The 24,412-nt window shown below is 73.8% G+C and carries 22 protein-coding genes; 10 read left to right on the top strand and 12 right to left on the bottom strand.

The window, feature by feature from the left end:
* Positions 1–3: 3 nt before the first annotated feature.
* Entirely contained in the window at positions 4–1,650 is a 1,647-nt protein-coding gene (gene aceB / locus KSE_RS31280; protein ID WP_014139383.1) for a malate synthase A, read from the bottom strand.
* Between the two features lie 127 nt (positions 1,651–1,777).
* Here aceB and KSE_RS31275 point away from each other — a divergent pair, with 127 nt between their 5' ends.
* A complete protein-coding gene (locus KSE_RS31275; RefSeq protein WP_014139382.1) occupies positions 1,778–2,548 on the top strand; it encodes an IclR family transcriptional regulator in 771 nt (256 codons plus the stop codon).
* A gap of 25 nt (positions 2,549–2,573) precedes the next feature.
* Here the strand turns inward: KSE_RS31275 and KSE_RS38945 are convergent, their stop codons facing one another.
* Both KSE_RS38945 and KSE_RS31265 read right to left on the bottom strand, forming a co-directional pair.
* Complete coding sequence (locus KSE_RS38945) at positions 2,574–3,851, bottom strand: SUKH-4 family immunity protein (RefSeq protein ID WP_014139381.1); 1,278 nt, start codon at positions 3,849–3,851, stop codon at positions 2,574–2,576.
* A gap of 26 nt (positions 3,852–3,877) precedes the next feature.
* A complete protein-coding gene (locus tag KSE_RS31265) occupies positions 3,878–6,211 on the bottom strand; it encodes a tetratricopeptide repeat protein (protein WP_051055448.1) in 2,334 nt (777 codons plus the stop codon).
* Between the two features lie 222 nt (positions 6,212–6,433).
* On the opposite strand from KSE_RS31265, the gene KSE_RS43065 reads away from it, so the two are divergent.
* Positions 6,434–6,610, top strand: a complete 177-nt coding sequence (locus KSE_RS43065; RefSeq protein ID WP_157850068.1) for a hypothetical protein — start codon at positions 6,434–6,436, stop codon at positions 6,608–6,610.
* Between the two features lie 7 nt (positions 6,611–6,617).
* On the opposite strand, the gene KSE_RS31260 is transcribed toward KSE_RS43065, so the two are convergent.
* Complete coding sequence (locus KSE_RS31260; protein WP_033259019.1) at positions 6,618–7,154, bottom strand: hypothetical protein; 537 nt, start codon at positions 7,152–7,154, stop codon at positions 6,618–6,620.
* A 92-nt stretch (positions 7,155–7,246) separates the two neighbouring features.
* Between KSE_RS31260 and KSE_RS31255 the strand changes: the two genes are divergently transcribed.
* Positions 7,247–7,714 (top strand): hypothetical protein, encoded by a 468-nt coding sequence (locus KSE_RS31255; protein WP_014139377.1) that lies wholly within the window; start codon positions 7,247–7,249, stop codon positions 7,712–7,714.
* Between the two features lie 257 nt (positions 7,715–7,971).
* On the opposite strand, the gene KSE_RS45140 is transcribed toward KSE_RS31255, so the two are convergent.
* Positions 7,972–9,144, bottom strand: coding sequence for a glycoside hydrolase family 16 protein (locus tag KSE_RS45140; protein WP_014139376.1), 1,173 nt, complete (start codon positions 9,142–9,144; stop codon positions 7,972–7,974).
* A gap of 869 nt (positions 9,145–10,013) precedes the next feature.
* Between KSE_RS45140 and KSE_RS43060 the strand changes: the two genes are divergently transcribed.
* The 3 genes from KSE_RS43060 (at position 10,014) to KSE_RS31235 (ending at position 11,334) form a co-directional block, all read left to right on the top strand.
* Positions 10,014–10,289 carry a hypothetical protein gene (locus tag KSE_RS43060; RefSeq protein WP_033258997.1) on the top strand — a complete coding sequence of 92 codons (276 nt, stop codon included), beginning with the start codon at positions 10,014–10,016 and terminating at the stop codon, positions 10,287–10,289.
* A 182-nt stretch (positions 10,290–10,471) separates the two neighbouring features.
* Entirely contained in the window at positions 10,472–10,867 is a 396-nt protein-coding gene (locus tag KSE_RS31240; RefSeq protein WP_033258996.1) for a ribonuclease domain-containing protein, read from the top strand.
* Between the two features lie 140 nt (positions 10,868–11,007).
* Complete coding sequence (locus KSE_RS31235; RefSeq protein WP_014139373.1) at positions 11,008–11,334, top strand: MoaF-related domain-containing protein; 327 nt, start codon at positions 11,008–11,010, stop codon at positions 11,332–11,334.
* A gap of 58 nt (positions 11,335–11,392) precedes the next feature.
* Here the strand turns inward: KSE_RS31235 and KSE_RS31230 are convergent, their stop codons facing one another.
* Positions 11,393–12,616: an alpha/beta hydrolase gene (locus KSE_RS31230; RefSeq protein ID WP_014139372.1), complete on the bottom strand. Its 1,224-nt coding sequence runs from the start codon at positions 12,614–12,616 to the stop codon at positions 11,393–11,395.
* A 219-nt stretch (positions 12,617–12,835) separates the two neighbouring features.
* On the bottom strand, positions 12,836–13,600 hold the full coding sequence (locus KSE_RS31225; RefSeq protein WP_014139371.1) for an SDR family NAD(P)-dependent oxidoreductase: 765 nt from the start codon (positions 13,598–13,600) through the stop codon (positions 12,836–12,838).
* A 188-nt stretch (positions 13,601–13,788) separates the two neighbouring features.
* Between KSE_RS31225 and KSE_RS31220 the strand changes: the two genes are divergently transcribed.
* Positions 13,789–14,439, top strand: a complete 651-nt coding sequence (locus tag KSE_RS31220; RefSeq protein ID WP_014139370.1) for a TetR/AcrR family transcriptional regulator — start codon at positions 13,789–13,791, stop codon at positions 14,437–14,439.
* Between the two features lie 37 nt (positions 14,440–14,476).
* On the opposite strand, the gene KSE_RS31215 is transcribed toward KSE_RS31220, so the two are convergent.
* Positions 14,477–15,340, bottom strand: a complete 864-nt coding sequence (locus KSE_RS31215; protein WP_014139369.1) for a universal stress protein — start codon at positions 15,338–15,340, stop codon at positions 14,477–14,479.
* Between the two features lie 89 nt (positions 15,341–15,429).
* Positions 15,430–16,731 carry an alpha/beta fold hydrolase gene (locus KSE_RS31210; RefSeq protein WP_148283183.1) on the bottom strand — a complete coding sequence of 434 codons (1,302 nt, stop codon included), beginning with the start codon at positions 16,729–16,731 and terminating at the stop codon, positions 15,430–15,432.
* A gap of 133 nt (positions 16,732–16,864) precedes the next feature.
* Between KSE_RS31210 and KSE_RS31205 the strand changes: the two genes are divergently transcribed.
* From KSE_RS31205 to KSE_RS31195, 3 genes are all read left to right on the top strand, one after another.
* The gene (locus tag KSE_RS31205; protein WP_148283182.1) at positions 16,865–18,013 is read left to right on the top strand and encodes a sensor histidine kinase; all 1,149 of its coding nucleotides are present in this window, start codon (positions 16,865–16,867) and stop codon (positions 18,011–18,013) included.
* The gene (locus tag KSE_RS31200) at positions 18,004–18,690 is read left to right on the top strand and encodes a response regulator (RefSeq protein WP_014139366.1); all 687 of its coding nucleotides are present in this window, start codon (positions 18,004–18,006) and stop codon (positions 18,688–18,690) included. Before KSE_RS31205 ends, KSE_RS31200 begins: the two co-directional genes overlap by 10 nt.
* A 120-nt stretch (positions 18,691–18,810) precedes the next feature.
* Positions 18,811–19,173 (top strand): hypothetical protein, encoded by a 363-nt coding sequence (locus tag KSE_RS31195; protein WP_041293911.1) that lies wholly within the window; start codon positions 18,811–18,813, stop codon positions 19,171–19,173.
* A gap of 87 nt (positions 19,174–19,260) precedes the next feature.
* Here the strand turns inward: KSE_RS31195 and KSE_RS31190 are convergent, their stop codons facing one another.
* Genes KSE_RS31190 through aspT (KSE_RS31180) form a run of 3 tightly spaced genes read right to left on the bottom strand, consistent with a single transcriptional unit; the run spans position 19,261 to position 24,334 of the window.
* Positions 19,261–20,913 carry a bifunctional aspartate transaminase/aspartate 4-decarboxylase gene (locus tag KSE_RS31190; protein ID WP_014139364.1) on the bottom strand — a complete coding sequence of 551 codons (1,653 nt, stop codon included), beginning with the start codon at positions 20,911–20,913 and terminating at the stop codon, positions 19,261–19,263.
* A 34-nt stretch (positions 20,914–20,947) separates the two neighbouring features.
* Entirely contained in the window at positions 20,948–22,645 is a 1,698-nt protein-coding gene (gene aspT / locus KSE_RS31185) for an aspartate-alanine antiporter (RefSeq protein WP_014139363.1), read from the bottom strand.
* A 6-nt stretch (positions 22,646–22,651) separates the two neighbouring features.
* Positions 22,652–24,334: an aspartate-alanine antiporter gene (gene aspT / locus KSE_RS31180; RefSeq protein ID WP_014139362.1), complete on the bottom strand. Its 1,683-nt coding sequence runs from the start codon at positions 24,332–24,334 to the stop codon at positions 22,652–22,654.
* Positions 24,335–24,412: the final 78 nt, after the last annotated feature.

The raw sequence follows: 24,412 nt of genomic DNA, 5'->3' as shown, positions 1-24,412 counted from the left end.
CGGTCAGTCGATCAGGGCGAGCGCGGGGAGGGTGAGGAAGTCGGGGAAGTCCTCGGCGAGGGCGACCTGCTCGAACAGCGCGGCGGCCTCGGTCCAACGTCCGGCGGCGTACGCCTGCGGGCCCGACTCGGCTTCCAGCTGGGCGAGTTCCTCGGCGACCAGGCGGCGGACGAGTTCGGCGGTGGCCTTCTCGCCGGTGTCGGCGAGCAGCACGCCGTTGTGGATCCACTGCCAGATCTGCGAGCGGGAGATCTCGGCGGTGGCGGCGTCCTCCATCATGTGGAAGATGGCGACGGCGCCGAGTCCGCGCAGCCAGGCCTCGATGTAGCGGATGCCGACCTGGACGGCGTTGTGCAGTCCGGCGCGGGTGCAGCTGCCGCCGGCGCCGGCCACGTCGAGGAGGTGGGCGGGGGTGACCGGTTCGGGCGAGCCGGGGTTCTCCTTCTGGTGCGGGCGCTCGCCGAGGACGGCGTCGAAGCAGGCGCGGGCGACCGGCACCAGGTCGGGGTGGGCGACCCAGGAGCCGTCGAAGCCGCCGCCGGCCTCCCGTTCCTTGTCGGCCCGGACCTTGACCAGCGCGGCGGCGTTGACCTCGGGGTCCTTGCGGGAGGGGATGAACGCGGCCATGCCGCCGATGGCGTGCGCGCCGCGCCGGTGGCAGGTCCGCACCAGCAGCCGGGTGTAGGCGGCCATGAACGGGGAGGCCATGGTGACGGTGTTGCGGTCGGGCAGCACGTACCGCTCGCCGCCGTCCCGGAAGTTCTTCACCAGGGAGAACAGGTAGTCCCACCGGCCGGCGTTCAACCCGGCGGCGTGGTCGCGCAGTTCGTAGAGGATCTCGTCCATCTCGAAGGCGGCGGTGATGGTCTCGATCAGCACGGTGGCGCGGATCGTGCCGTGCGGGATGCCGAGGGCGGCCTGGGCGTGGGTGAAGACCTCGTTCCAGAGCCGGGCCTCCAGGTGGCTCTCGGTCTTCGGGAGGTAGAAGTACGGGCCGGAGTTGGGGTCCTGCTCGCCCTTGGCGATGAGCCGGGCCGCGTTGTGGAAGAAGTACAGGCCGAAGTCGACGAACGCGCCGGCCACGGGGGCGCCGTCGACGATCAGGTGCCGCTCGTCGAGGTGCCAGCCGCGCGGGCGGACCACGACGGTGGCGAGCTCGGCGGCGGGCTTGAGGGTGTACGTCTTGCCCTGGGCGCTGGTGAAGTCGATCCGGCCCTCGAAGGCGTCGGTCAGGTTGACCTGGCCGGAGACGACGTTCTCCCAGGTGGGGGCGGTGGCGTCCTCGAAGTCGGCGAGCCAGACCTTCGCGCCGGAGTTGAGCGCGTTGACGACCATCTTGCGGTCGGTGGGGCCGGTGATCTCGACCCGGCGGTCGGTGAGCGCGCGCGGGGCGGGGGCGACCTGCCAGTCGCCGGAGCGGACGTCGGCGGTGTGCGGCAGGAAGTCCAGCGTCCCGGTGCGGGCGATCTCGGCGCGGCGCTCGCGGCGGGCGGCCAGCAGCTCGCGGCGGCGGCCGTCGAACGTGCGGTGCAGGTCGGCGACGAACGCGAGCGCCGCCGCGGTCAGCACCTCCTCGGAACGCGGTACCGGCGGACCGACGACCGTGACACCGGGGACGGTGGGGGACGAACCCTGATCTGCGGCGGCCATGGGCAGGACTCTCCTTGGGCTGTTGCGTTCTGTACAGTGGAGACTAGTTTCCGCGATACAGAATTTCAACGGTTTGTTGATTGATCGTGCGGACTCTACTCCCCACCCGACAGCGAAGGGAACGCTCATGGCCGGCACCTCCCCCGAACGCGCCACCGGCTCGGTGCAGTCCGTCGAGCGCGCCTTCCAACTCCTCGAAGCGCTCGCCGACTCCGGCGGCATCGCCACCCTCAGCGAACTGTCCGCCACCTCCGGCCTGCCGATGCCGACCATCCACCGGCTGGTCCGCACCCTGGTCGCCCAGGGCTACGTCCGGCAGGACACCGCCCGCCGCTACACCCTCGGCCCGCGCCTGATCCGCCTCGGCGAGACCGCCGGCCGCCTCCTCGGCTCCTGGGCCCGCCCGTACCTCGCCGAACTCATGGAGGCCACCGGCGAGACCGCCAACCTGGCCGTCCTGGAGGGCGGCGAGGTGGTCTACGTCGGACAGGTGCAGTCCCGCCGCTCCATGCGCATGTTCACCGAGGTCGGCCGCCGCGTCCAGACCCACTGCACCGGCGTCGGCAAGGCGCTGCTCGCCCAGCTCCCCGAGGACGAGGCCCGCGCCCTGCTCGGCCCCGGCCCGCTCCAGGCGCACACCCCGCACACCGTGGTCGAGCCCGCCGCGCTGCTCGCCCAGCTCGCCACCGCCCGCGACCTCGGCTACGTCGTCGACGACCAGGAGCAGGAGATCGGCGTCCGCTGCATCGCCGTCGCCGTCCCCGGTGCCCCCACCCCCACCGCGCTCTCCGTCTCCGGCCCCGAGGCCCGCATCCAGGCCCTCGAGGCCCAGTCGGGCGCGGCCGGACTCGTCCCGCGCATGCAGGCGATCGCCGCCCGCCTCGGCGAAGTGCTCTGACGGAGCGTCAACTCACCTGCGGTGGCTAGCTGTTGTACACGTGCCCGAGGACCCGGTGCCAGTACGCGTCCGGGTCGGCGACCGCCTCCGGGTCGATCCGCCGCAGCAGCGCCGTGAAGCGCCGGGCGACCCCCGCCGGGTCGAGGTGGTCGTCGTAGCGGAGGCCCGGCTCGTAGAACGGCCGCTCCGCCTCCAGCGCGTGCAGCGCGAGGACGAACGCGTCGATCCGGGTCGCGGCCAGCTGCGGCGCCTCGCCGTCCGGGACGTTGTGGACCCGGCCGGTGACGGTGTCCAGGTGGAAGCTGTCCTCGCCGAACCGCCCGAGCGGCAGCCAGGCCGTCGCGTCCAGCGGCGCGGCGCGCGACACCCAGTACTCGTCGCCGATCAGCGACCCGCCCCACCGGATCTCGGGCTCCAGGGCCAGGAACGCGGCGTCCTCCGGCAGCCCGACCTCGCGCAGGAACACCCGGCTCGGCCGGTGCGCGACCGCGGCCGCCGTCCGCTCGTCCAGGGTGACCGTCCCGTCGGCGCCGAACACCGCCTCGGCGGTGGCCCGGTCGAGCAGGAAGCCGTGCAGCAGCGCGTCGTCGGGCCCGGCCGGCGCCTCGAAGTCGATCGCCGACAGGCAGGCCCTGAACCGCTCCGCCGCCGACTGCAGCCGGTCCTGCTGCCGCTCCAGCGCCACCGCGCAGCGCTCCACCTCCACCGGGTCGAACCCGTGCTCCGGACCGATGTCCTCCCCCCGCTCCAGCGCCGCGAACAGCTCGGCGGAGCGCGGTCGTTCGGGCCCGGCCGACGCCCCCTGGACGATCGCCTCCAACTGGTCCGTGGCGACCTCGCCGATCTGGTCCAGCGCGTAGTGCTCCAACTGCCCCTGCAGGTAGTCGATCAGCCGCTCCGCCTCGCCGACTCGCCACTCCACCGGCCGACTCGCGTCCGCCACCAGCGCCGCCAGCTCCCCGACCACCTCGTTCTGCATGGTCGCGACCACGTCCGCCGCCACCCCCAGCCGCGCCGCGCACTCCCGCGCCGCCGCCACCATCCGGGCCATCCGCCCCTCCGCCGCCTCCCGGTACTCCCCCGCCAACGCCTCGTACACCGGCCCCCGGTAGTGCGCCCCCAACGCGGTCAGCGCCCGCAGCCCCTCCGCCAGGTTCTCCTCCAGCGCGTCCGCCAACTCCCCCACGTACCGCCCGAGCCGCCGCACCGCGCCGTCGTTCGCCCGCTCCCACAGCACCCCGGCATCGTCGAGGAACGCCCGCACCTCATCCGGCAGTTCAGCCGTCCACACCTCGGTTCCCATCCGCCCCACCCTACCCGCCGCCACGGTCAGGACGGCCCGTCCGGCTTGGCCAGCGCGGCGAGGGCCTTCGCCTCGTCCCCGGTCCTGCGGTGCGCGGCGGCCGCCTCCTCCCGGACGGCCCGGACCTCGGCGGCGGGGTGTCCGGCGGCGAGCAGGGTGTCGGCGAGCTCGTCGGCGGCCCAGCCCAGGTTGTACTGGTAGTCCAGTTCGCGGAACAGGGCGATGGCCTGCCGGGCGGCCTTCACCGCCTGCTCCAGGTCCCCGGAACTCCTCATCGTGGTACCGAGGTTGTGCCAGGCGATGGCCTCACCCGCCTGCCAGCCCGATTTCTGCAGCACCAGCAACGCGGCGCGGTGAGCCTGTTCGGCCTCCTCGAACCGCCCCAACTCCTGGAGGATGAGCCCCAGGTTGCTCTCGCTCACCTCCAACCCCTCCTTCCGGTACAGCGCCAGGGAAGTGCGCTGCGCCAGCTCGGCCTCCTCCAATCGGCCCTGCCCACTCAACGTCATTCCCAGGAAGTCCCACGCGGCGGCTTCGGTCCTCGAGAACCCGCACTCATGGCACAGCGCCACGGCACTGCGCTGGACCGACTCGGACTCCTCCAGATGCCCCAGCTCCTGCATCAAGTAGCCGAACTGGATCAGCCCCAGAGCCTTCATCCGCGGATCCCCGACCTCCTCCGCCGAAGCCAGGGAGGCTTTCACCACGGCCAGGCCGTCCTCGAGGCGTCGGCGCACGTCCAGGTACTCCGCGATGTTGTCGGCCAAAGACATGACAAGATCGTGGTGCCCCGCCTCACGGGCGGCGTGGACGGCCGCGGTGAGGTTGGCGCGCTCCGCGTCCAGGGCGGCCAGGTCCATGGCCGACTGGCCGTAGCCGACGTAGTACCTGTCGAACTGGTGCCCGCCACGGGTTGCGGCGATCCGGTCGTAGTACTCCAGCAGTCGGCGCAGCGCCACCGCCGAGCGCCTGGGGTCCTCCCGCGCCAGTTCGTCGGCGTAGGCGCGCACCAGGTCGTGCATCCGCCAGCGGCGGGTCTCCGGGTCCTGCCGGATCAGGCTGGCCCGGGAGAGCGCGACCAGGCGCAGCCGGACGTCCTTGAGCTTGGCCATGCCGGTCGCGGCGGCGGCGGCCTCCAGCGCCAGGTCCGGGCCCGGGTTGACCGCCAGCAGCCGGAACATCTCGGCGTGGGTGGGCGCGAGCCGCCGGTAGGAGCGCTCCAGCACGCCGCGCACCGCCCGTGGGCCGTCCTCCAGCAGGTCGAGCCGGTCCGCCGTGTCCTCCAGTTCGTCGGCGAGTTGGTCCGGTTGCAGACCCCGGTCGCCCGCCAGCTGCCCGGCCGCGATCCGCAGCGCCAGCGGCAGGTGCCCGCACAGCGCGGCGACCCGGGCCGCGCCCGCCGGGTCGGCGGCCACCCGGGCGTCCTTCGGCAGGACCAACCGCACGGCGGCGTCCAGGAGTTGGACGGCCTGGGCCGGCGTGAGGACGTCGAGGTCGACCAGGGAGGCGTCCAGCGCGGCGGCGAAGTCGTCCCGGGAGGTGACCAGCAACCGGTGCGGCCCCGGCGGGGGCACCAGGTGCTGGACCTGCTCGGCGGCGGACGCGTTGTCGGCCAGCACCAGGACCCGTTCGCCGGCCCGGGTGCGGGCGTCGAGGCGGGCCCGGTAGAGGGCGGCGCGCTGGTCGGTGCCGGGCGGGATCTGCTCGGGCGCGGCACCGAGGGCGCGCAGCACGGTGTCCAGGACCTGGCCGGCGTCGAGGACGCTGTCGTCGTAGCCGTGCAGGTCGAGGAAGAGCACGCCGCTGAACAGCCCCCGCCGCACGGCCTCGTGACCGACGGCCAGGCCCAGCGTGGTCTTGCCCATGCCGCCCATGCCGTGCACGGACGCCACCAGCACGGCCTGCTCCTCGCCTGCGGCCGGGTCGAGCAGGGCCAGCAGCCCGCCGAGGTCGGCCTCGCGCCCGGTGAACCCGCGCGGGACGGCGGGCAGCGGGTCGAACGCGGAGAGCACCGGGCCTTCCTGCTCCAACCGGTCGAGCTCCTTGACGAGTTCACCGTGGCGCCGCCGCCAGTACGCGGTCCCGCCGCGCTCGCCGTCCAGCCCGATGCCCACGGCCTCGGCGTGCCTGCGGCAGCCCTCGACGAACGCCCGGACGGTCTCCCAGCGCGGGATCCCGTACGCGCCCCGCTTTCCGCCCAGCAACTCGCTGACGCCGCTGGTGCTCAGCCCTCCCCCGGCCGCCTTGCACAGCTGCGGGCCGCTCGGGTCCCCGGCGTCGGCCCGCAACTCCGCCAACTCCCGGGCGAACTCGCGGATCTCCGCCTGCGCCGCCGCGCCCTGCCCGCGTCCCCGCCCCACCTGATGCCCCTCCGCCCCGCCCGTCCGCCGACGGCCGCCGGTGTCCGCCACCGTCCGCCGACCGGCCTCCCACCCTAGCGCCCACCTGCGGCGACACGGGCCGCTTCCGGGCCCCTCCGGGTCCGTCCGCGAATCCGCCAACCACCGCCCCGCCCAAGGATCGTGGTGCCCACGCCGGCCGGCCGACCCCGTCACCACCGCGACCCGTCAGGGGAGGACCCGATGTCCCGCAAGCACCGCCCCACCCGCACTGCCCGCACCACCCGCACTGCCCGCGCCATGAAGCGCACCGACCACCCGCTCGGCGGGCAGGTGGCGCGCGGCGCCGCCGCCGGAGCGGCCCGATCGCTGCTGGACTGGCTGATCGGGCTGGTCCGCGAGCACTTCGAGGCCCGCTGACCTCCGCTCAGCCGAACAGCCGCTCGTACTCGGTGCCCTCGGGCGTGAAGACCAGCCGGTAGTCGCGGCCGGTGACGGTGGCCGTCTCGCGCAGGCGGGCCAGCGCCCCGGCGGCGGTCGGCAGGTCGAGCCCGAGGGCCCGGGCGGCGGCTTCGCGGTCGGCCGCGAGGTCGGGCAGGTCCGCCAGGTACTCCTCGGCGAGGAGGTCGCTCTCCGCCTCGGTGAACTCCTGGCAGTCCCGCCACCACGGCGCCGCCAGCAGCAGCCGCAGCCGCAGCAGTTCCGGCAGCCCGACGGCGAGCAGCGCGGCGCCGCCCTCGGAGTCGGCGTACAGCACGGGGCGTTCCTCGACGCCTTCGCCGCAGAAGAAGTACGTCCCGCCCGCGCCGTCCCCGGCGAAGGGCTCCAGCCGGGTGCCGGAGGCGAGGTGGACGGGCTCGGCGTGCTCGGCCTCGTCCGGCTCGAAGTCGCCGGGCCAGGACAGGAAGCGGGCGACGCCCTCGTGCGTGCGGACGGTGTCGAGCAGCGGAAGCGCGGAGGTCATGCGCCGCACGGTAGCGGCGTGGTCCGACACCGCCGCCGGGCACCGTGACTACGCTGAGTACCCATCACCCCACGCTCCGCCGGAGGACACCCGTGCACCGTCTCCTCTCCCTGCTCGCCGCCCCCGCCCTCGCCCTGGGCACCCTCGGCACCCTGGCCGCGCCGGGCGCGGCCGCCGCCCCCTCGAACTCGGACCTCCGCGTGGTCCGCCTCGACCCCGACCCGGTGGCCCCCGGCGGCACCACCACGGTGCACGGCTTCGTCGGCAACGGCGGCCCGCAGACCGCCGCCTCGCCCTTCACCGTGGTGATCGACCTCCCCCCGGGCTTCACCCCGACCGGCCCCTACTTCCCGTCCGCCTGCACCGTCACCGGACGGACCGTCAGCTGCACCTTCCCCGCCGGCCTCCCCTCGCTGCGCTCCGCGACGGCCCTGGTGCCGGTGCGGGCGGACGCGGAGCTGCCCCACGGCCTGAAGACCGTGGGGCAGGTGCGGGTGGTGAGCGCGGACGACCACAATCCGGCGAACAACCTGACGCCGTTCACGCTTACCGTTTCGTGACGTGTCATCAATGTCGCGTCATCGATGACGCTTTATCGATGCCGCGACATTGATGCCGCGACATTGGTGACACGTCATCCATGCCGTGGCATCAAATGACTTGTCATTGGTGTCGCGACACGCATGAGGTGACATCCATGACTCGACATTCATGACTCGTCACCGATGCCGCAGCATCGATGCCTCCTCACGCATGCCGCGTCACCGATGCGGTGTCATCGATGTGGCGTCACCAATGTCGCGTCATCGATGTCACGTCACCGGTAAACCCGCAGGTAGTCCGCGCTGAACGCGAGCGCCGCGCTCCCGCTCGCCGCCGGGTGGTACTGCCCGGCGCTGAGCGACAGGTTGAGGATGGGGTAGGCGGACCAGTTCGCGCCGACGCCCGTCCCGTCCGAGTAGACCTTGGCGCCGTTGACGTACCAGTCGACCGAGTCCGCGCCGTAGTAGGTGCCGACGGTGACCCAGCGGTCGGGGGCGATCGCGGCGGTGTCGGTGTGGTACTTCAGGCCGGGGCGGATCCGGTTGGAGAGTTCCAGCAGGTTCGGGTTGTCGGGGTGGTACTCGAAGCTGTCGATCTCGTTGTTGCCGTCCTTCCAGGTCCACAGCGCGGGCCAGGCGCCGTCGCCGGCCGGGAGCTTCACCCGGGCCTCGATGTAGTCGCCGGTGCGGACCTGGAAGCCGTCCTTGCTGTACTCCGTGGTGAGCAGGCCGGTGTCCCAGGCCCGCTTTCCGCTCTCCAGGGTGTGTGCGGAGGGGGTGGCGGTGAAGGTGGCGACGCCGCCGGAGACGGTGACGGCGGACGGGGCGAGCCAGTCCAGCTTGTTGTCGTCGGGGTTGTGGTCGCCGTAGCGGTAGGCGCTGCTGCGGTCGCCGGTCCACTTGCTGCCCCAGGCGATCGGTCCGGAGAACTCCTCCGCCCAGACCGGCGTCTTGCCCTGGGCGGGGCCGGCCGGGGTGGTCGGGGTCGTCGGGGTGCCGGCGGCGGGGTCCGCGACGGTCAGCGTCCGGGTGGGGAGGTTGTGCCAGCCGCCCGCGGTGTCCTGCCAGAAGCCGAACTGGGTGTAGCTGCCGGCCGGGAGGGCACGGGCGCCGGTGGTGACGGTGGTGCCGCCGGGGCAGATCCGGACGTTGCTCGCGCTGCCGGGGAAGTCCAGGTTGGTCCCGGCCGCGTCGCGGACGCCGACGCCGACGGTCTTCGCGGTGAAGCAGCGGTTCGCGTGCAGGGTGACCGAGGCGGTGCTCGCGCTGCCGGCGGTCATCCCGGCGGGGGTGAGCCGGTCCTGGACGACGGTGCCGGTGCCGGTGCCGGTCGTGGTGGCGGCCTGCGCCGGGACGGTGGCGAGCGGGACGCCGACCAGTGCGGCGGCGCCCGCGAGGACGCCGAGGCGCAGCGGGCGGGAGGGGGCGGCAAGAGTGGTGGGTCGCATGGGGTGTGGTCCTCCGCGACGCCTGCGAGGTGAGCTGTCGGGTTCGGGCGCCGTGGTTCCCGGGACGGGCCTGCCGTCCGGTACCTCCGCGTGCGCCCGGCCGCTCCGGCCCGTACCGGTGGAACGCGGTACGGGCGGTGCGGCTTCACCCCGAGCCGGGCCGGTGCCCGCCGCCGGGCAGGGGCGGGGGCAGGAGGGTGGCGCGGCGTACTGCCGTGGGTCCCCCGCTCCCGCCCGTGGTGTGCTGTGGGAACGCCGTCGGGCGGGCGGGATCAGGCGTCCCGGCGGCGGGTGCGCCCGGTTCGGGACGCACTCGCAGGCTAGGCAGATTGTCGCTTTGTCTCCAAGGGTCGACGGCCCGCTGAGAGCACTCTCACACCACGCTCCGTGACTGCCGCCGGGCCGGGTACGGCTCGCCCGCGCACCGGGTACGGGCCTGCGCTCACGAGCCGGGTCGGCCCGTGGCGAGGCGGCGGCGGGAGAGGCGGCGGGGGCGGGAGGAGAGGCGGCGGCGGGCGCGCGGCAACGGCACCGTCCCGCCCTGCCCCCGTGATCGACTGGAACGGCGCGGAGGAAGCCGCCTGCGCCGTACCCGCCGGCCGGCTCGCGGACGACCTCGTCCGGGAGCTGTCCGACGCGCTGACGGATCCCGATCCGCTGGTGCAGGACGGTGCGCCGCCCACCGTCACGACGGCCTGGATCGCCCGCGGCACGATCGGGGCGGCCCGGCGGCTGAGCCGGGTGACGAGATGGCCGCCCGGTTCGCCCACCTGCGGAGCGAGGCCCGCGCCTTCGCGCCCCCTCGTCCTCGACATGCTGGTGACCGCGGGGGACCTCAGGTCCGGCTGGGTGGACGCGTTCGAGCGCTGGTGCCCGGCGGAGCGGGACCTGCGCGGCCAAGACCCGGAGCTCGGCCGGCTCCACGCGGTCGCGCCGACCTGGACGAACGCGAGGCCGTCGGCCGGCTCGGCCCGATCGCCGACCGGTTCGGGGCCGACCGCGTCAGGGCTCCCGTCCCCGCGCGGGTCGGCAACTGCCTGCGCACCCTGCGGCTGCTCCACGTCCTCGCCGACCGGGGCGTGCGCCACCGCGACGCGGTCAAGTCCGCCGTCGCCGCCGTCCTCGACCGGCTCGTCAAGCGCTGACGGACGACGTGCCCTCGGGCGCGGCCGGACGGCGTCGCGCGCGGCATGTGTCAGGACCACACCGCCGGGACGCCGCTGGTGGCGGTACGGCACAAGTCGTCGGGATGGTGCGGCAGTTACCCATACGTGAAGTGTTCCCGCCAAGGGTTACCGCGGGCCCGGCGCGGCATCACACTGCTGCCATGCGAATGACTCTACGCGCGTTGAAGATCCGTGCCGGCTCGGTCGCCGCCCTCGGCCTGCTGACCCTCGCCCCCACCGTCGCCACCGTCGGCGAGGCGCACGCCGCCGTCAGCGGGAACGTCTGCTACTCGGCGCTGCCCAGCCAGGGCCGCGACACCATCCGCCTGATCGACGCGGGCGGGCCGTTCCCGTACTCGCAGGACGGCATCGTGTTCCAGAACCGCGAGGGCGTGCTGCCCGCGCAGTCCTCCGGCTACTACCACGAGTACACCGTCATCACCCCGGGCAGTTCGACCCGCGGCGCCCGGCGGATCGTGACCGGCAAGGTCTACCACGAGGACTACTACACGGCGGACCACTACGCGACCTTCCGCCGCGTGGACTTCGCCTGCTGACCCGCCACCCGGCCCGGGCCCCGGTCCGATAGGTTGGGCGGGTGCGGCCACCCCGGCCGCACCCGCCTGACCGCATCACCCCGCAACGCCCCGCACCACCACCGACCGACCCGACCGCACCGAGGACCGAGGACCACCCCATGAACGCCCCCCTGCCGGGCTTCGCCGGCCGCACCTACCTCTTCGAGGTCGACAACGGCGCCTCCTTCCGCAACTCCTACTCCGCGGACGGCACTCGGCTGCGCTGGGAGGGCCTCGGCGAGTCGGCCGGCCAGTACGAGGACGTCCCGCTGCACGTCGCGGCCGTCGCCCCGAACGTCTGGTTCGTCTCCTGGACGGAGCGCAGCGGCATCACCGTCAGCCACGTGATGGACCTCAACGCCCTGACGGTGAAGGTGTTCTGGACATGGGAGGGCGAGACCGGCCGGGTCGGCGAGCTGCACACCGGCACCCTCACCCCGGCCTGACCCGACCGCCCCGAGACCGCCCCCTCCCCGCTCCCCGACCGGCCCCCACCACGGGCCCTCAGACCTTCAGCCGCGCCGACAGGAACTGGAACCCGGACGGCAGCAGCTTGATCCAGGTCGTGTAGTTGTGGCCGCCCTCGGGGACGGACGCGATGCCGGTGGTCAGCGGAGCTTTCGCGGCGGCGGTGAACGCGTCGGCCTCGGCGCGGAAGTCGCCGTCGCCCTTCTCCGCGCCGCTGAGCATGATCCCGGTGGCGGGCATCGGCAGGTTGCGCACCCGCCAGAGCAGGTCGGCCTCGTCGCGGCGGCGCTGGCTGCCCTTGAACAGGTCGCCGGTGGTGACGTCCTCGGCGGCCTTGAGGTAGCCGGAGATGGAGACGCCGCCCGCGAACACGTCGGGGTGCCGCATGGCGAGCTTCGCGGCGCAGTAGCCGCCGGTGGAGTTGCCCATCACGCCCCAGGCGCCGGGGCCGGTGGCGACCCGGTAGGCGGCGCCGATCGCGCGCGGGACGTCCTTGGCGAAGTACGTCTCGGCCTGCGGGCCGCCGGGGACGTCCTCGCACTCGGGGTCGGCGGGCATCGCGGGCGAGGGCCGCATCAGCACCAGCACGGTGGGCTGCATCCGGCCGGCCCGGAGCTCGTCCAGCGCGACGCCGGGGTAGTTGAAGCGGGTGATCAGCGCCTTGGCGTCGCCGGGGAAACCGGTCATCGCGATCACCGCGGGGAACTTCCGCTGCTCGTTGCCGGGTTGGAAGTACTGCGGCGGCAGGTAGACGTACCCGTCGGTGCTCAGCCCGGTGCGGGCGCCGGGGATCCGGACGGCGCGGATCGCGCCGACCTTCTGCGGGTCGCGCCCGCTGGCGTTGACGGGTTCGCTGCCGGTCTCCTCGGCGGGCAGCACCGGCAGGTTCGGCGGGTCGGCCTCGGCGGAGGCGGAAGCGGAAGCGGAAGCGGTCGGCGCGGCGGAGGCGGCGGACGACGCGGCCGAGCCGGTCGGCGCGGGCTGCGCCCCGGGAGCGGCGGCGGCCCGGACGGAGACCGGGGCGTCCGGGCCGGTGCCCAGTAGGTCGTTCCAACTGCTGTAGAACGAGAAGTAGTTGTTCGCGACCAGGCCGAGCACGGCGAGCAGCGCGAACTGGCTGCCGAGCAGCATGCCGACCCGTCCGAGCACCGCCCGCCAGTGCCGTTCGGCGAAGGCGGGCCACCACCAGACGGTCGCGCCGAGGACGACCAGCGCGACCTCGATCGTGAACAGCAGCAGTGTCGTGCTGGTGAGCCCCATGCCCCGTGGTCCCCGTGTCTTCCGTTCTCGGCCCCGCCCCGTTCCCGGCGCGCACGCGATCGGAGATCGGCGGCCGACGGCCGGGCGGGACGTACGACGTGCCTCGGGCACGCGCGGCAAGCAGTATGCCTGCCGCCGGGGTGACGTCCCGACCCGGCCCTGCGGTTCCCGAACCACCGGAAAGCGCAGGAAGGCCCCGGAAGACGCCCGGCCGCCGGGTCAGGCGTGGGTGCCGCCGTCGATCCGGATCTCGGTGCCGGTGACGAACGCGCCGTCGTCGGAGGCCAGCATGGCGATCACGCCGGCGACCGTCTCCGGGCCCGCGAAGCCCTGCCCGAGGGCGGGCTGGAGCTTGACGAACCACGACATGTCGGCGTCCGCGGGCAGCCCGGGGTCGGCGGTCATGCCGGAGGCGATCGAGCCGGGCGCGACGCTGACGGCGCGCAGGCCCTGCTTGGCGTACTCGGCGGCGATGGCGTGCGTGAAGGACTGGATGCCGCCCTTGGTCGCGGCGTACGCGGCCATGTAGGGGTGGGCGAAGGAGGCGGAGGTGGAGGAGAAGTTGACCACCACGCCGCGGCCGGTGGCGAGCAGCGCGGGCAGCGCCTCGCGGGTGACCAGGAAGGTGCCGGTCAGGTTGACCGCCAGCATCCGGTTCCAGAACTCCAGCGTGGTCTGCTCGGTGTGCGCCGAGCGCAGGATGCCGGCCGCGTTGACCAGCACGTCCAGGCCGCCGAGGCCGGTGATCGCGCCGCCGACGCCGGCCCGGACGGACGCCTCGTCGGAGATGTCGACGACCACGGTGCTCAGCTGGTCGGCGGTGCCGTCGGCCTCGGCCCGCTGGTGGGTGGCGGCGAGGCCGGCCTCGGACACGTCGACGGCGACCACGATGCCGCCCTCGGCCAGGATCCGGTGGACGGTGGCCTGGCCGATGCCGGAGCCGGCGCCGGTGATCAGGACGCGGCGGCCTTCGAAACGCTTCATGACGGGGGTCTCCCTGTGGTGCGGGCGGGGGTCGGGCGGGTCGGTCCGGCCCCTCGATGTGCACGGTACGCCTAGCTGGCACGTTGTGCCACTTCCGCACTCCGTGACGCTTCCCGGCTAGGCTGGAGACCGCCGACACCGGCCGCACACGCGCGCACACGCGCACACCGCATCCCGGGGGAACCGCCATGCCCGACCCGTCCGCACCCTCGCCCACCCCCACGTCCCCGCAGTCGCCGTCGCTGACCGAGCGCCGCAAGGCCGCCACCCAGCAGGAGATCTCGCTCGCCGCGGCCCGCCTGTTCGCCGAGCACGGCGCCGAGGGCACCACCGCCGAGGACATCGCCCGCACCTCCGGCGTCTCGCTGCGCACCTTCTACCGCTACTTCCGGACCAAGGAGGACGCGGTCGCCCCGCTGCTCGCCGAGGGCTCCCGCCAGTGGATCGAGCTACTCGCCGCGACCGCCCCCGGCACCCCGCCGCTCACCGCCCTGCTGGACTCCGCCCGCGCCTCCCTCACCCCCGCCCCGGGCCGCGCCGCCGAGTCGCTGGCCTGGACCCGCGGCCTGCTCCGCGCCATGCCGGACGACCCGGCGCTGCGCGACGTCTGGCACCGCGTCCACCACGACGCCGAGGCCGCGCTGCGCCCCGTCCTGGCCGGGCTCACCGGGCTGGCCGCCGAGGGCTTGGAGGCCCGGCTGCTGGCCGCCGCCGCGAACACCGCGATGCGCGTCGCCGTCGAGTCCTGGGCGGCCGCCGACACGCCCCCGACCGCCGCGGCCGACCTCGCCGACACCACCTTCCGCCGCCTGGCCGGCCCGCTGCTCCCGCCCGCCTGACGCTCCCGCCCGCCTGACGCTCACACCCGTCTGACGCTCACACCGGGACGACGGCCACCGGGCAGTGCGCGTGGTGCAGGACGGCGTGCACGGGCGTCGACAGCCGCAGGCCGAAGCGCGGTGCGGGCTCGTGCCGGGAGGCCACCAGCAGGGTGGCGGTGCGGGACTCCTCGACCAGGGTCGCGGCGGCGCCCCCGGTCAGCTGGTGGCTCTCCACCTCGACCTCCGGGTAGTCCTCGCGCACCGGGTCGCAGGTGCGGCGCAGCAGTTGCTCGTGCAGCTCCGACTCCTCTCCCAGTTCGTCGACCATCGGCGCCATCCGCCCGACGTCGGCCACCACCGGCGACCAGGTGTGCACGGCCCGCACCGGCAGGCCCCGGCGGGCGGCGATCTCGCAGCCGAACCGCAGCGCGGCGGCGTCCCGTTCGTCGTGGACGGCGACCAGCACCGGCCCGCCCGGGCGGCCGGGCGCCCGGACCACCACCACCGGGCAGTCCGCGTGCGCGGCGACCCGCAGGCTGACCGAGCCGAGCAGCAGCGAGGCGAAGCCGCCGTGGCCGCGGGTGCCGAGGACGGCGAGCGAGGCGTGCTCGGCGGCGGTCAGCACGGCCTCCCCGGCGTCGCGCGGGACGACGTCGCCGGTGATCCGCAGGCCCGGGTGGGCGGCCGCCAGCTTCGACTGGACGTTCTCCAGCAGCTCCGCGGCCTCCCGCAGGATCAGGTCGGTGACGCCGGCGCCGGTGCGCGGCGAGAGCGTCACCGTCCCGGTGTTGACGGCGTGCACCAGGTGCAGCCCCGTCCCCCGCGACTCCGCCTCCCGCGCGGCCCACTCCGCCGCCTCGGCCGCGGGCACCGACCCGTCGACCCCCGCCAGCACCCCGTTCGCCGCCCTGATCTCCATGGCACGCTCCTCGGTCCCGGGTCGCCCCGGCCGCTCCCCTCCAGCATGCGCCGCCCGCCCCCGTCGCAACAACCAGGGACGGCCGCCCCTCACCGGCTCCCGGCCGGATCCGCCTCCCCCGCGTACGGCGCCCGGGGCAGCGGCGCGTCGGTGAGGAAGGCCAGCACCGCCGCCCGGTACTCGGCCGGGCGGTCGACGGCGATCGCGTGGCCGGCGCCGGGGACGTAGAGCAGGCGGGCGTCCGGCAGGGTGTCGCGGTACTCGCGGGTGACCGGCCAGTGCTTGTAGTCGCACTCGCCGCGCAGCACCAGCGCCGGGACGCGCGCGGTGCGCAGCGCCGGCCGGGGGTCGGGGCGGTGGCGCAGGTCGGCGGCGATCAGCTGGTTCGCGTAGTAGCCGGGGGTCTTGACGGGCACGTCGCCGCCGCCGGGGGTGCAGGTCGCGGCGGAGCCGGTGGCGGCGAGCAACTGGCGGAACAGCGCGTCGGCTTCGGCGTCGGGGAGCAGGGCGCGGGCCTGGGCGGGGTCGACGGCGGCGAGCAGGGCCCAGAGGGTGGCGCGGGGCGTGGTGCCGATCCGGGCGACCTGGCGGCGCTGGGCGTCGGTGAGGCGGTCCCAGAGCTGCCCGGCCTGTTCGTCGCTGTACGCGGGGGCCCAGAGCGCGCCGGGCGAGGTGAAGACGGCGCGGGCGACGTGACCGGGGTGCGCGGCGAGGTACTCGGCGGCGAGGGTGCCGCCCCAGGAGGCGCCGATCAGGACGACCCGCTCGGCGCCGATCCGCTGCCGGACCGCCTCCAGGTCGTCGATCTGCCGCTGCACGGTGTAGCCGTCCAGGCCGGCCGGGCGCGGGGAGTCGCCGGAGCCCAACTGGTCGTAGGCGTAGACGGGGTAGCCGGCGGCGGCGAGCGCGGTGTCGAGTCCGTCCGCGGCTTCGCCGGGGGTGCCGGGGCCGCCGTGCAGGCGGATGACGGGGGTGTCGCGGGCGGGTCCGCGGGCGGGGGTGAGGTGGTAGGCGAGGCGGGAGCCGGTGGGCAGGTCCCAGTACGCGGCGGCAGTCGCGGGGGCGGCCCGCTCGCCGGGCGGCAGCACGGCGGCGGCGAGCGCGGCCGCGAGCAGCGCGGCGACCGCGGCCGGGGTCCGGGCCGGCCACCCGCCGAGCCGGGCCGCGCCCCGGAGCGGCCACCAGGCCCCGGCGGCGAGGCCCAGCAGCGCACCGCCGAGCATCAGCCACCGGACGGGCGCGAGCGCCCCGGCCGCCAGCAGCCCGAGCCCGGCCCCGACCGTCCCGCCGATCAGCCCGACCGGCACCAGCCCCACCGCGATCAGCGTCCTCCGCGTGCTCTTCGCCCGCTGCCCGCTCTCCATGCGCTCCATGCTCTTCATGCTCTTCATGCCGCCCACGGTGGCCCGCCGGGCCCCCGCCGGTCGTCCCTCCGCCCGCTCGCCCCGCTCCCCCTGGGGGTGGACCCGGTGTCAACTCCCGGGCTGACGCGCCCCGGTGGCGCCGCGCCGTAGCGTGGGCGCGGTGAACTGGTGGCGGGCGGACGGGCGGGTGGCGCGGGGCTGGTGGGTCGCGCTGGACGGGGTGGTGGCGTGGGCGTCGGCCGGGATCGCGGTGGGCGGTTCGGGCTACACGGCGTCGCTGCTGGCGGGTTCGGCGGTGTCCCGGGTGGCGGTGGCGGTGTGGTTCGGGGCACTGCTGCTGCGGCGGCTGGTGCCGGTGGCGGCGCTGTGGGCGGGTGCGGGGGCGACGGTCGCGGTGGTGGTGGCGGGCGAGCCGGTGACGAACCTGTCGCTGGCGTCGGCGCTGCCGCTGGTGGTGCTGTTCCGCGTCCGGCCGCCGGCCGCCGCCGCCGTGCTCGCCGCCCTGCCGGTGCCGGCCGTCCTGCTCGCGCTCGCCGGCCGTCCCGGTTTCCCGCTCGCCTGCGCTCTGCACGCCGTCGCGGTGGCGGTGGGTGTGGCGGCGCGGCGGCGGGCGCGGGCCCGCCGGGCGGCGGCGGAGGAGCGGGCGCGGCGCCTGCTGGACGAGGAACGGGCGCGGATGGCAAGGGAGTTGCACGACGCGGTGGGGCACGCGGTGACGGTGATGGTGACCCATGCGGGCGCGGCGCGGCTGGGTGCGGCGGACGGTCCGCCGCCGCTGCGCGAGACGCTGGCGCGGATCGAGCGGGTCGGCCGCGGCGCGATGGGCGACCTGGACCGGGTGCTGGGCCTGCTGGAATCGTCCCCGCCGCCCCCGCGACTGGAGCCCGCCCTGCGGGCGCTGCTCGCCGACCTGCCGCCGCGGCTCTCCGCGACCCTCGAACTCTCCTACCCCGCAGCTGACTTGACGGTCTCCTGGGTCGAGCTGTTCCACCAGGCGGCCCGGGAGGCGCTGACGAACACCTTGCGGCACTCGACGGCCACCGCCACCACCGTCCGCCTCCGCCGCACCCGGCACGGGCTGCGTCTCACCGTCACCGACAACGGCCGCCCCGCGCCAGCGACTTCGCGCTCCTCCTCCGGCCGCGGCCTGGCCTCGCTCCGCCGGCGGGCGGCCGCGCTGGGCGGCACCCTGACCGCCGGCCCGACCGCCGACCAAACCGCCGACCAAACCGCCGGCCCGACTACCGGCCCAACTACCGGACCGGGGCCGGACGGCTGGCGTCTGGAGGTCGAACTCCCTTGGCCGTGACCGTTCTTCTCGCGGACGACGAGGACTTGATGCGGGCCGGCCTGCGGATGATGCTCGACACCCAGCCGGATCTGCGGGTGGTCGGCGAGGCCGCCGACGGCGCGCAGGCGGTGCGCCTGGCAACGGAGTTGCGGCCGGACGTGGTCCTGATGGACGTCCGGATGCCGGTCCTGGACGGGGTGGCCGCCACCGCCGAGCTGTCCGTCCGCTGCCCGGGGTCGCGCGTCCTGGTGCTCAGCACCTTCGAGTCGGACGCGTACGTCTTCGCGGCGGTCCGGGCGGGCGCGGCGGGGTTCCTGTTGAAGCGCACCCCGCCGGAGCAACTCCTGGACGGCATCCGCACGGTGGCGTCCGGTGAGGCGCTGCTCTCGCCGTCGGTGACCCGCCGGGTGCTCGCCGAGTTCGCCCGGGCGGCGCCGCCGCCGCCGTCCCCGGCCGTCCGGGCCGTGCTCGACCGGCTGACGCCGCGCGAGCACCAGGTGCTGCGGCTGCTGGGCCGGGGCCGGTCGAACCCGGAGATCGCCGCCGCCCTGTATCTGGGCGAGGCCACCGTGAAGACCCATGTCCGGCGCGTGCTGGACAAGTTGGGCGTCCGCAACCGGGTCCACGCGGTGGTCTTCGCCTTCGACCACGGCCTGGTCCGACCCGCCCCGCACGCCGGTGTCGAGGAGGAGTAGCGTGCTGGGTACGGCACCGGGAGCGACCGGCCGCCCGGGGCACCCGGGCCCGCCCGGTGCCCTGACTGGGGGTGTGCGATGAGCACGGTGTCCGTCCACCGGGCGTTTCCGGGTCCGACCGTGGCGAGGGCGGAGGGCGCCGTCCGCTGGTACGGCCGGCTGGCCGCCCGCTACCTGGTGGCCATCGGGCTGTGCTACCTCGTCCTGGTGGCCCTGCTCGCCGGCCTGACCGCGCACGGCCTGGCCGACTCCTTCTACCGCGGCCTCGCACTGCCCGCGTTCTGCGCCGTCTTCCCGGTCCTCCTCGCCGCGGCCGCCCCGCTGCGCTTCTCCCCCCACCTGGCCCACTGGGTGGGCGTGGCCCTGGTGCTGCCGCTACTTCCGCTGCTGCCGGTGTTCGGCCCCCTCCCGCTCCCGCTGGTCGTCCTGCACCTGGCCTTCGCCCGCTGGTTCGTCCCCCGCCCGGCCCTCCTGCTCCGCTGACCGGCCGCCCCGGACGCGCCGCTGCCCGCCCGGAGAGCGAGCGCTCCGGGCGGGCAGCGGACGGGCGGCGGCGTACCCGACGGCGGGTCACTTGCCGCCGGCGGCCTGCCATTCGGCGCGGTAGTCGTCGAAGATGGCCTTCAGGTGGTGGCCGATCTTGAGGTAGTCGAGGTCGTCGAGGTTGGCGAGCGAGACCCGGACGGACCACTGCGGGCCGTCGAAGCCGCCGCCGTTGAGCAGGACGACGCCGGTCTGCTCGGCGAGCCGGAAGAGCGGCTCGGTGGGTTCGTAGTTCTTCTGCAGGAAGGCGGCGAACTCGGGGCCGGAGGTGCGTTCGGCTTCGGCGAGCAGGTCGAGTTCGATGTAGTAGCCGGCCCGCTGCGGGTCGTCGGAGATCTTCATGCCGGAGCCTTCGAGCAGCAGGGCGAGGCGCTGCTGGACGATGGCCTGCACCTTGGCCTTGTACGCCTTGCCCTCGGGGAGCAGCGCGAAGAGCGAGAACAGGGTGAGCTGGGCCTGCTGCGGGAGGGAGAGGCCGGCGGTGTGGTTGAGGGCGACCTGGCGGGAGTCGGCGACCAGCCGGTCGATGAAGCGGATGCTGCCGGGGTCGAGGCTGAGGCTGCCGTAGCGCTTGGCGAGCCGGTCCTTGTCGGCCTGCGGGAGGGCGGCGAGGGCGTCGTCGATGACGTTGTCGCGCTGGAGGCCGATGACGCCGAGGCGGTGGCCGGTGCAGCCGTAGTGCTTGGAGTAGGAGTAGACGAGCAGGGTGTTGCGGGGCAGGTCGGCGGCGATGCTGCGGAAGTGGTTGACGAAGGTGCCGTAGACGTCGTCGGTGACGATGATCAGGTTCGGGTTGTCGGTGGCGACGATGGACTTGATCTGGTCGGTGACCCGCTGGGAGAGCGCGAGGGAGGGCGGGTTGCTGGGGTTGACCAGGCAGACGAGTTTGACGGCGGGGTCGGCGAGCTTGGCGACCTCCTCGGTGGGGTAGCGCCATTCGCGGACGCCGGCCTCGGCGAAGGAGGAGGCTTCGACGGTGACGACGTCGAACTCGTAGGTGTCGAGTTCGGGGATCTCGATGTAGGGGGTGAAGACCGGCACCATCAGGGCGATCTTGTCGCCCTTGTGCAGGATGCCGTTCTTCATCAGGGAGTCGAAGATGTAGCACATGGCGGCGGTGCCGCCTTCGGTGGCGAACAGGTCGAGGTCGCCCTCGGGGGGCCGGCGGTCCATCAGTTCGTCGTGCAGGTAGCCGGTGACGATCTGTTCGGCGCCGGTCAGCATCCGGTCGGGGACGGGGTAGTTGTCGCCGATCGAGGCGTCCGCGAGCTCGTGCAGGAAGGCGTCGCGGTCGAGGTCGAAGCGGTCGACGGCGAGGCTGACGCAGGCGGTGAGCAGGTCGATGCCGGGCAGTTCGGGGTGGGAGCGGGCGAAGTGGTCGTAGCGTCCGGAGATGCCGTCCTGTTCGGGCATGCCGCCGAGGTTGTCGGCGGTCCAGACCCGGCGGGACTCGCTGAGCGCGAAGTGGCCGAGGGCGAGCATCGCCTCGCGCGGGCCGGTGCACACCCAGTTGGGGTTGCCGCGGCCGGCGTTGAGCATGTGGGCGGTGGTCTTGCCCTTCTGCCCGGGCTGGTCGGCCTGGTACTGCTCGGCGAGCTTGATGAACTCGCCCTTGAGCTCGAACGGGCTGAGCCGGGAGAGGCGCTTGATCTCCTCGCGGCTGATCGACGGCTTGCTCATGGTGCGTCTTCCTTCGACGGGGAACGGCGGGAGGTCATCCGAGCAGGGCGACGATGATCGCGCCCCAGATGGTCAGCAGGACGTTGCCCGCGGCGTACGGGATGGTGTAGCCGAGGGTGGGGATCTGGCTGCGGGAGGCTTCGTTGATGGCGCCGATCGCGGCGGTGGTGGTCTGCGCGCCGGCGACCACGCCCATCAGGATCGGCGGCCGCATCCGGAACACGAAGTGGCCGATCAGCAGGCCGATGATCAGCGGGACGACGGTGGCGACGGCGCCCCACACCAGCAGACCCCAGCCGGCTTGGGAGAGGCCGCTGGTGAAGCTCGGTCCGGCGTTGATGCCGACGATGGCGACGAACGCGCACAGGCCGAGGGTGTCCATGAACCACTGGGCGCCGGGCGGCACGTTGCCGTAGGTCGGGTACTTGCCGCGGATCCAGCCGAAGACCAGGCCCATGATGAGCGCGCCGCCGGAGGTGGAGAGGCTGATCGGGACGCCGCCGAGGGTGAGCGCGGGGATGCCGATGCAGCCGCCGAGGAAGATGCCGAGGCCGACCCAGGTCATGTCGGTGGCGAAGCTGGTCGGCACGGGCTTGCCGATCGCCTTGCCGGCCGGTTCGACCAGTCGCTGCGGGCCGGAGAGCAGCAGGGTGTCGCCGCGTTCGACCTGGGTGGTGAGCAGGTAGGGGAACTCGGCGCCGGAGCGGTAGACCTTGTCGATGAACACCCCGACCATGAACGGTTCGCGGCGCAACTCGGCGATGGTCTTGCCGAGTTGGGCCTTCTCGGAGGCGACGACGTGCAGGTGCTCGGTCTGGTAGCCGAGCAGTTCGATGTCGTCGCTCTCCGGGCCGATGGCGCTGACCGGGTCGAGTTCGACCAGGTCGTGGCGGAGCGCGCTGACGGCGAGCACGTCGCCGCGCTGGATGACGGTCTGCTGGTCGTGGTCGAGGATCTTGCCGTCGCGGCGGACCCGGGTGAGGTAGATCCGGCGACCGGCGGCCTTCTCGCGCTGTTCGAACTGTTCGATGGTGGAGCCGATCGGGCCGTTGAGGGCGGTGTAGGCGCGCAGCACGACCTCGTAGTAGCCCTCGGCGAGGTCGGGGTCGTCGGCGGGGGCGTCGAGTTCGGCGGCGAGTTCGCGGGAGTCGGCGGCCAGGTCGCTGTGCAGGAAGCGCGGGGCGATGTTGGCCAGCAGGATCGCGCACAGGATGGTGCCGAGCGGGTAGGTGACGGCGTACCCGATCGGGACGAGGTTCTGCTGGGCGGTGATCTGGTCGGCGCTGAGGCCGGGCAGGCCGCCGATCGCGTCCTGGGCGACGCCGATGACGGCGGACTGGGTGAGCGCGCCGCCGAGCAGTCCGGCGCCGAGCCCCGGCCCGTAGCCGAGCATCTCGGCGAAGCCCCAGCAGATGACCAGGCCGCTGACGCAGACCGCGACGGTGACCGCGACCTGGGGCAGCCCGTCCTTCTTGAGGCCGCGGAAGAACTGCGGCCCGACCTTGTAGCCGAGGGCGAACAGGAACATGATGAAGAACACCGACTTGACGGTGCCGTTGACCTCGACCTCGGTCACCCAGCCGGTGAACAGGCCGGCGATCAGGCAGCCGGTGACGGCGCCGAGGCCGATGGCCTTCCAGTGCAGGCGGCCGATGAAGAAGCCGATCGCGATGGTCAGGAAGATCAGCAGTTCGGGGTAGGGCTTGAAGACGTGGGCGGTGATCCAGTCCATCGGCCGTCAGCCTCCGTTCAGGCCGACCAGACCGACGAGCAGCGGTCCGGTCAGCGGCAGCAGGAAGTTCGAGATGGTGTAGGTGATGGTGTAGCCGAGCATCGGGACGCTGCTCTGCGCGACGTTGCCGACGGCGGTGATCGCGGGGGTGGAGCACTGCTGTCCGGCGATCGCGCCGACCAGGATCGGCGGCTCGATCTTGAGGAAGCGGCGGCCGATGAACAGGCCGAGGAAGGCCGGGACGACCACCATCAGGATGCCGGAGACCGGCAGCAGGACCGGGTACTGCTTGAGCAGCGGCCCGGCGTCGGGGCCGGCCGCCATGCCGGTGACGGCGATGAACATGGCCAGGCCGAGGTCCTTCATGGTCTGCGCGGCGACCGGCGGGTAGGCGCCGAAGGTCGGGCGCAGCGAGCGGAACCAGCCGAAGACCAGGCCGGCGATCAGGCAGCCGCCGCCGGTGCCGAGGGTCAGGTTGATCTCGCCGAAGTGGACGTTGACCTTGCCGAGCAGGACGCCGAGGCAGATGCCGAGCGAGATGTAGATGTAGTCGACGGTGTCCGAGCGGACGGTGGCGCCGACCTTGGCGGCGAACTTCTCGACCCGGGAGCGGGCGCCGACCACGGTGAGGGTGTCGCCGCGGTGGACCTCGGTCTCGCCGACGGCGGGCAGGTGGTGGTCGACGCGCTGGATGTCGGTGAGGAACACGCCGCCGGTGACGCTGTGGTCCTCGTCGCGGATGGCGTTGAGGGTGTGGCCGGCGACCGCCTTGTTGGTGACGACGATCTCGCGGACCGCCATCGGGCTGTCCAGGCCGGGGACGCCGCTGGTCTCGGGGCCGAGTTCGTGCCCGGCGTCGAGCACGGCGGCGCGCCGGCCGACCACCAGCACCTGGTCGCCGCGGCGCAGCACCGGGTCGTCGTCGGTGCCGAGCTTCTTGCCGCCGCGGCTGACCGCCTCGACGGTGACGAGCTGGCCGGAGCGTTCCTGGACCTCGCTGATCCGGGTGCCCTCGCCCTGCGAGACCAGGTAGGTGCGGCCGACCAGGGCGGGCAGCGAGGGGGCCTCGCCGGGCTCCAGTTCGCCGCCCTCGCCGCGCATCTTCTCCCAGACCTTGCGGGAGGCGTCGGCCAGGTTGATCCGCATCAGCAGCGGGAACAGCTGGCTGGTCAGCAGGACGATGCTGATCAGGCCGAACAGGTAGCAGACCGAGTAGGCGGTGGCGACGTGCGCCTGCAACTGGGTGGTCTGGTCGGCGGTGATGCCGGGGAGCTTGGCGATCGCGTCCTGCGCGGTGCCGACGGCGGCGGACTCGGTGGCGGCGCCGGCCAGGATGCCGGCGGCGGTGCCGACGTCGAGGTCGAAGCCCTTGGCGATGCCGAGCGCCATCAGCACGACGACGACCGCCTCCATGACGGAGAGCACGCCGAAGCGCAGGCCCTTGGCGTTCATGTTGGCGAAGAACTGCGGGCCGGCGATGTAGCCGAGCGAGAAGATGAACAGCGCGAACGCCACGTTCTTGACGTCGGCGTTCACCGAGACGTGCTGGGCTCCGACCAGCATCGAGACGATCAGGACGCCGCAGATGCCGCCCAGTTGGATCGGTCCGACGCGTAGTTTTCCGACCAGGTAGCCCAGACCCAGGCAGAAGAAGAGGGCGAGAACGGCGTTCTCACGCAGGAGGCTCATGAGGATATTAGAGCCGAACTGTTACGTTATGTCCGATTTAACACGCCGTCATGATCATCCGACTTATCCGGGGCCGGT

Origin of the sequence: Kitasatospora setae KM-6054 (genome assembly GCF_000269985.1) — a bacterium.
In the GTDB taxonomy this organism is placed as follows: domain Bacteria; phylum Actinomycetota; class Actinomycetes; order Streptomycetales; family Streptomycetaceae; genus Kitasatospora; species Kitasatospora setae.
The sequence above is the reverse complement of the archived record's forward strand: the minus strand, read 5'-3'. Positions and strand labels throughout refer to the sequence as shown.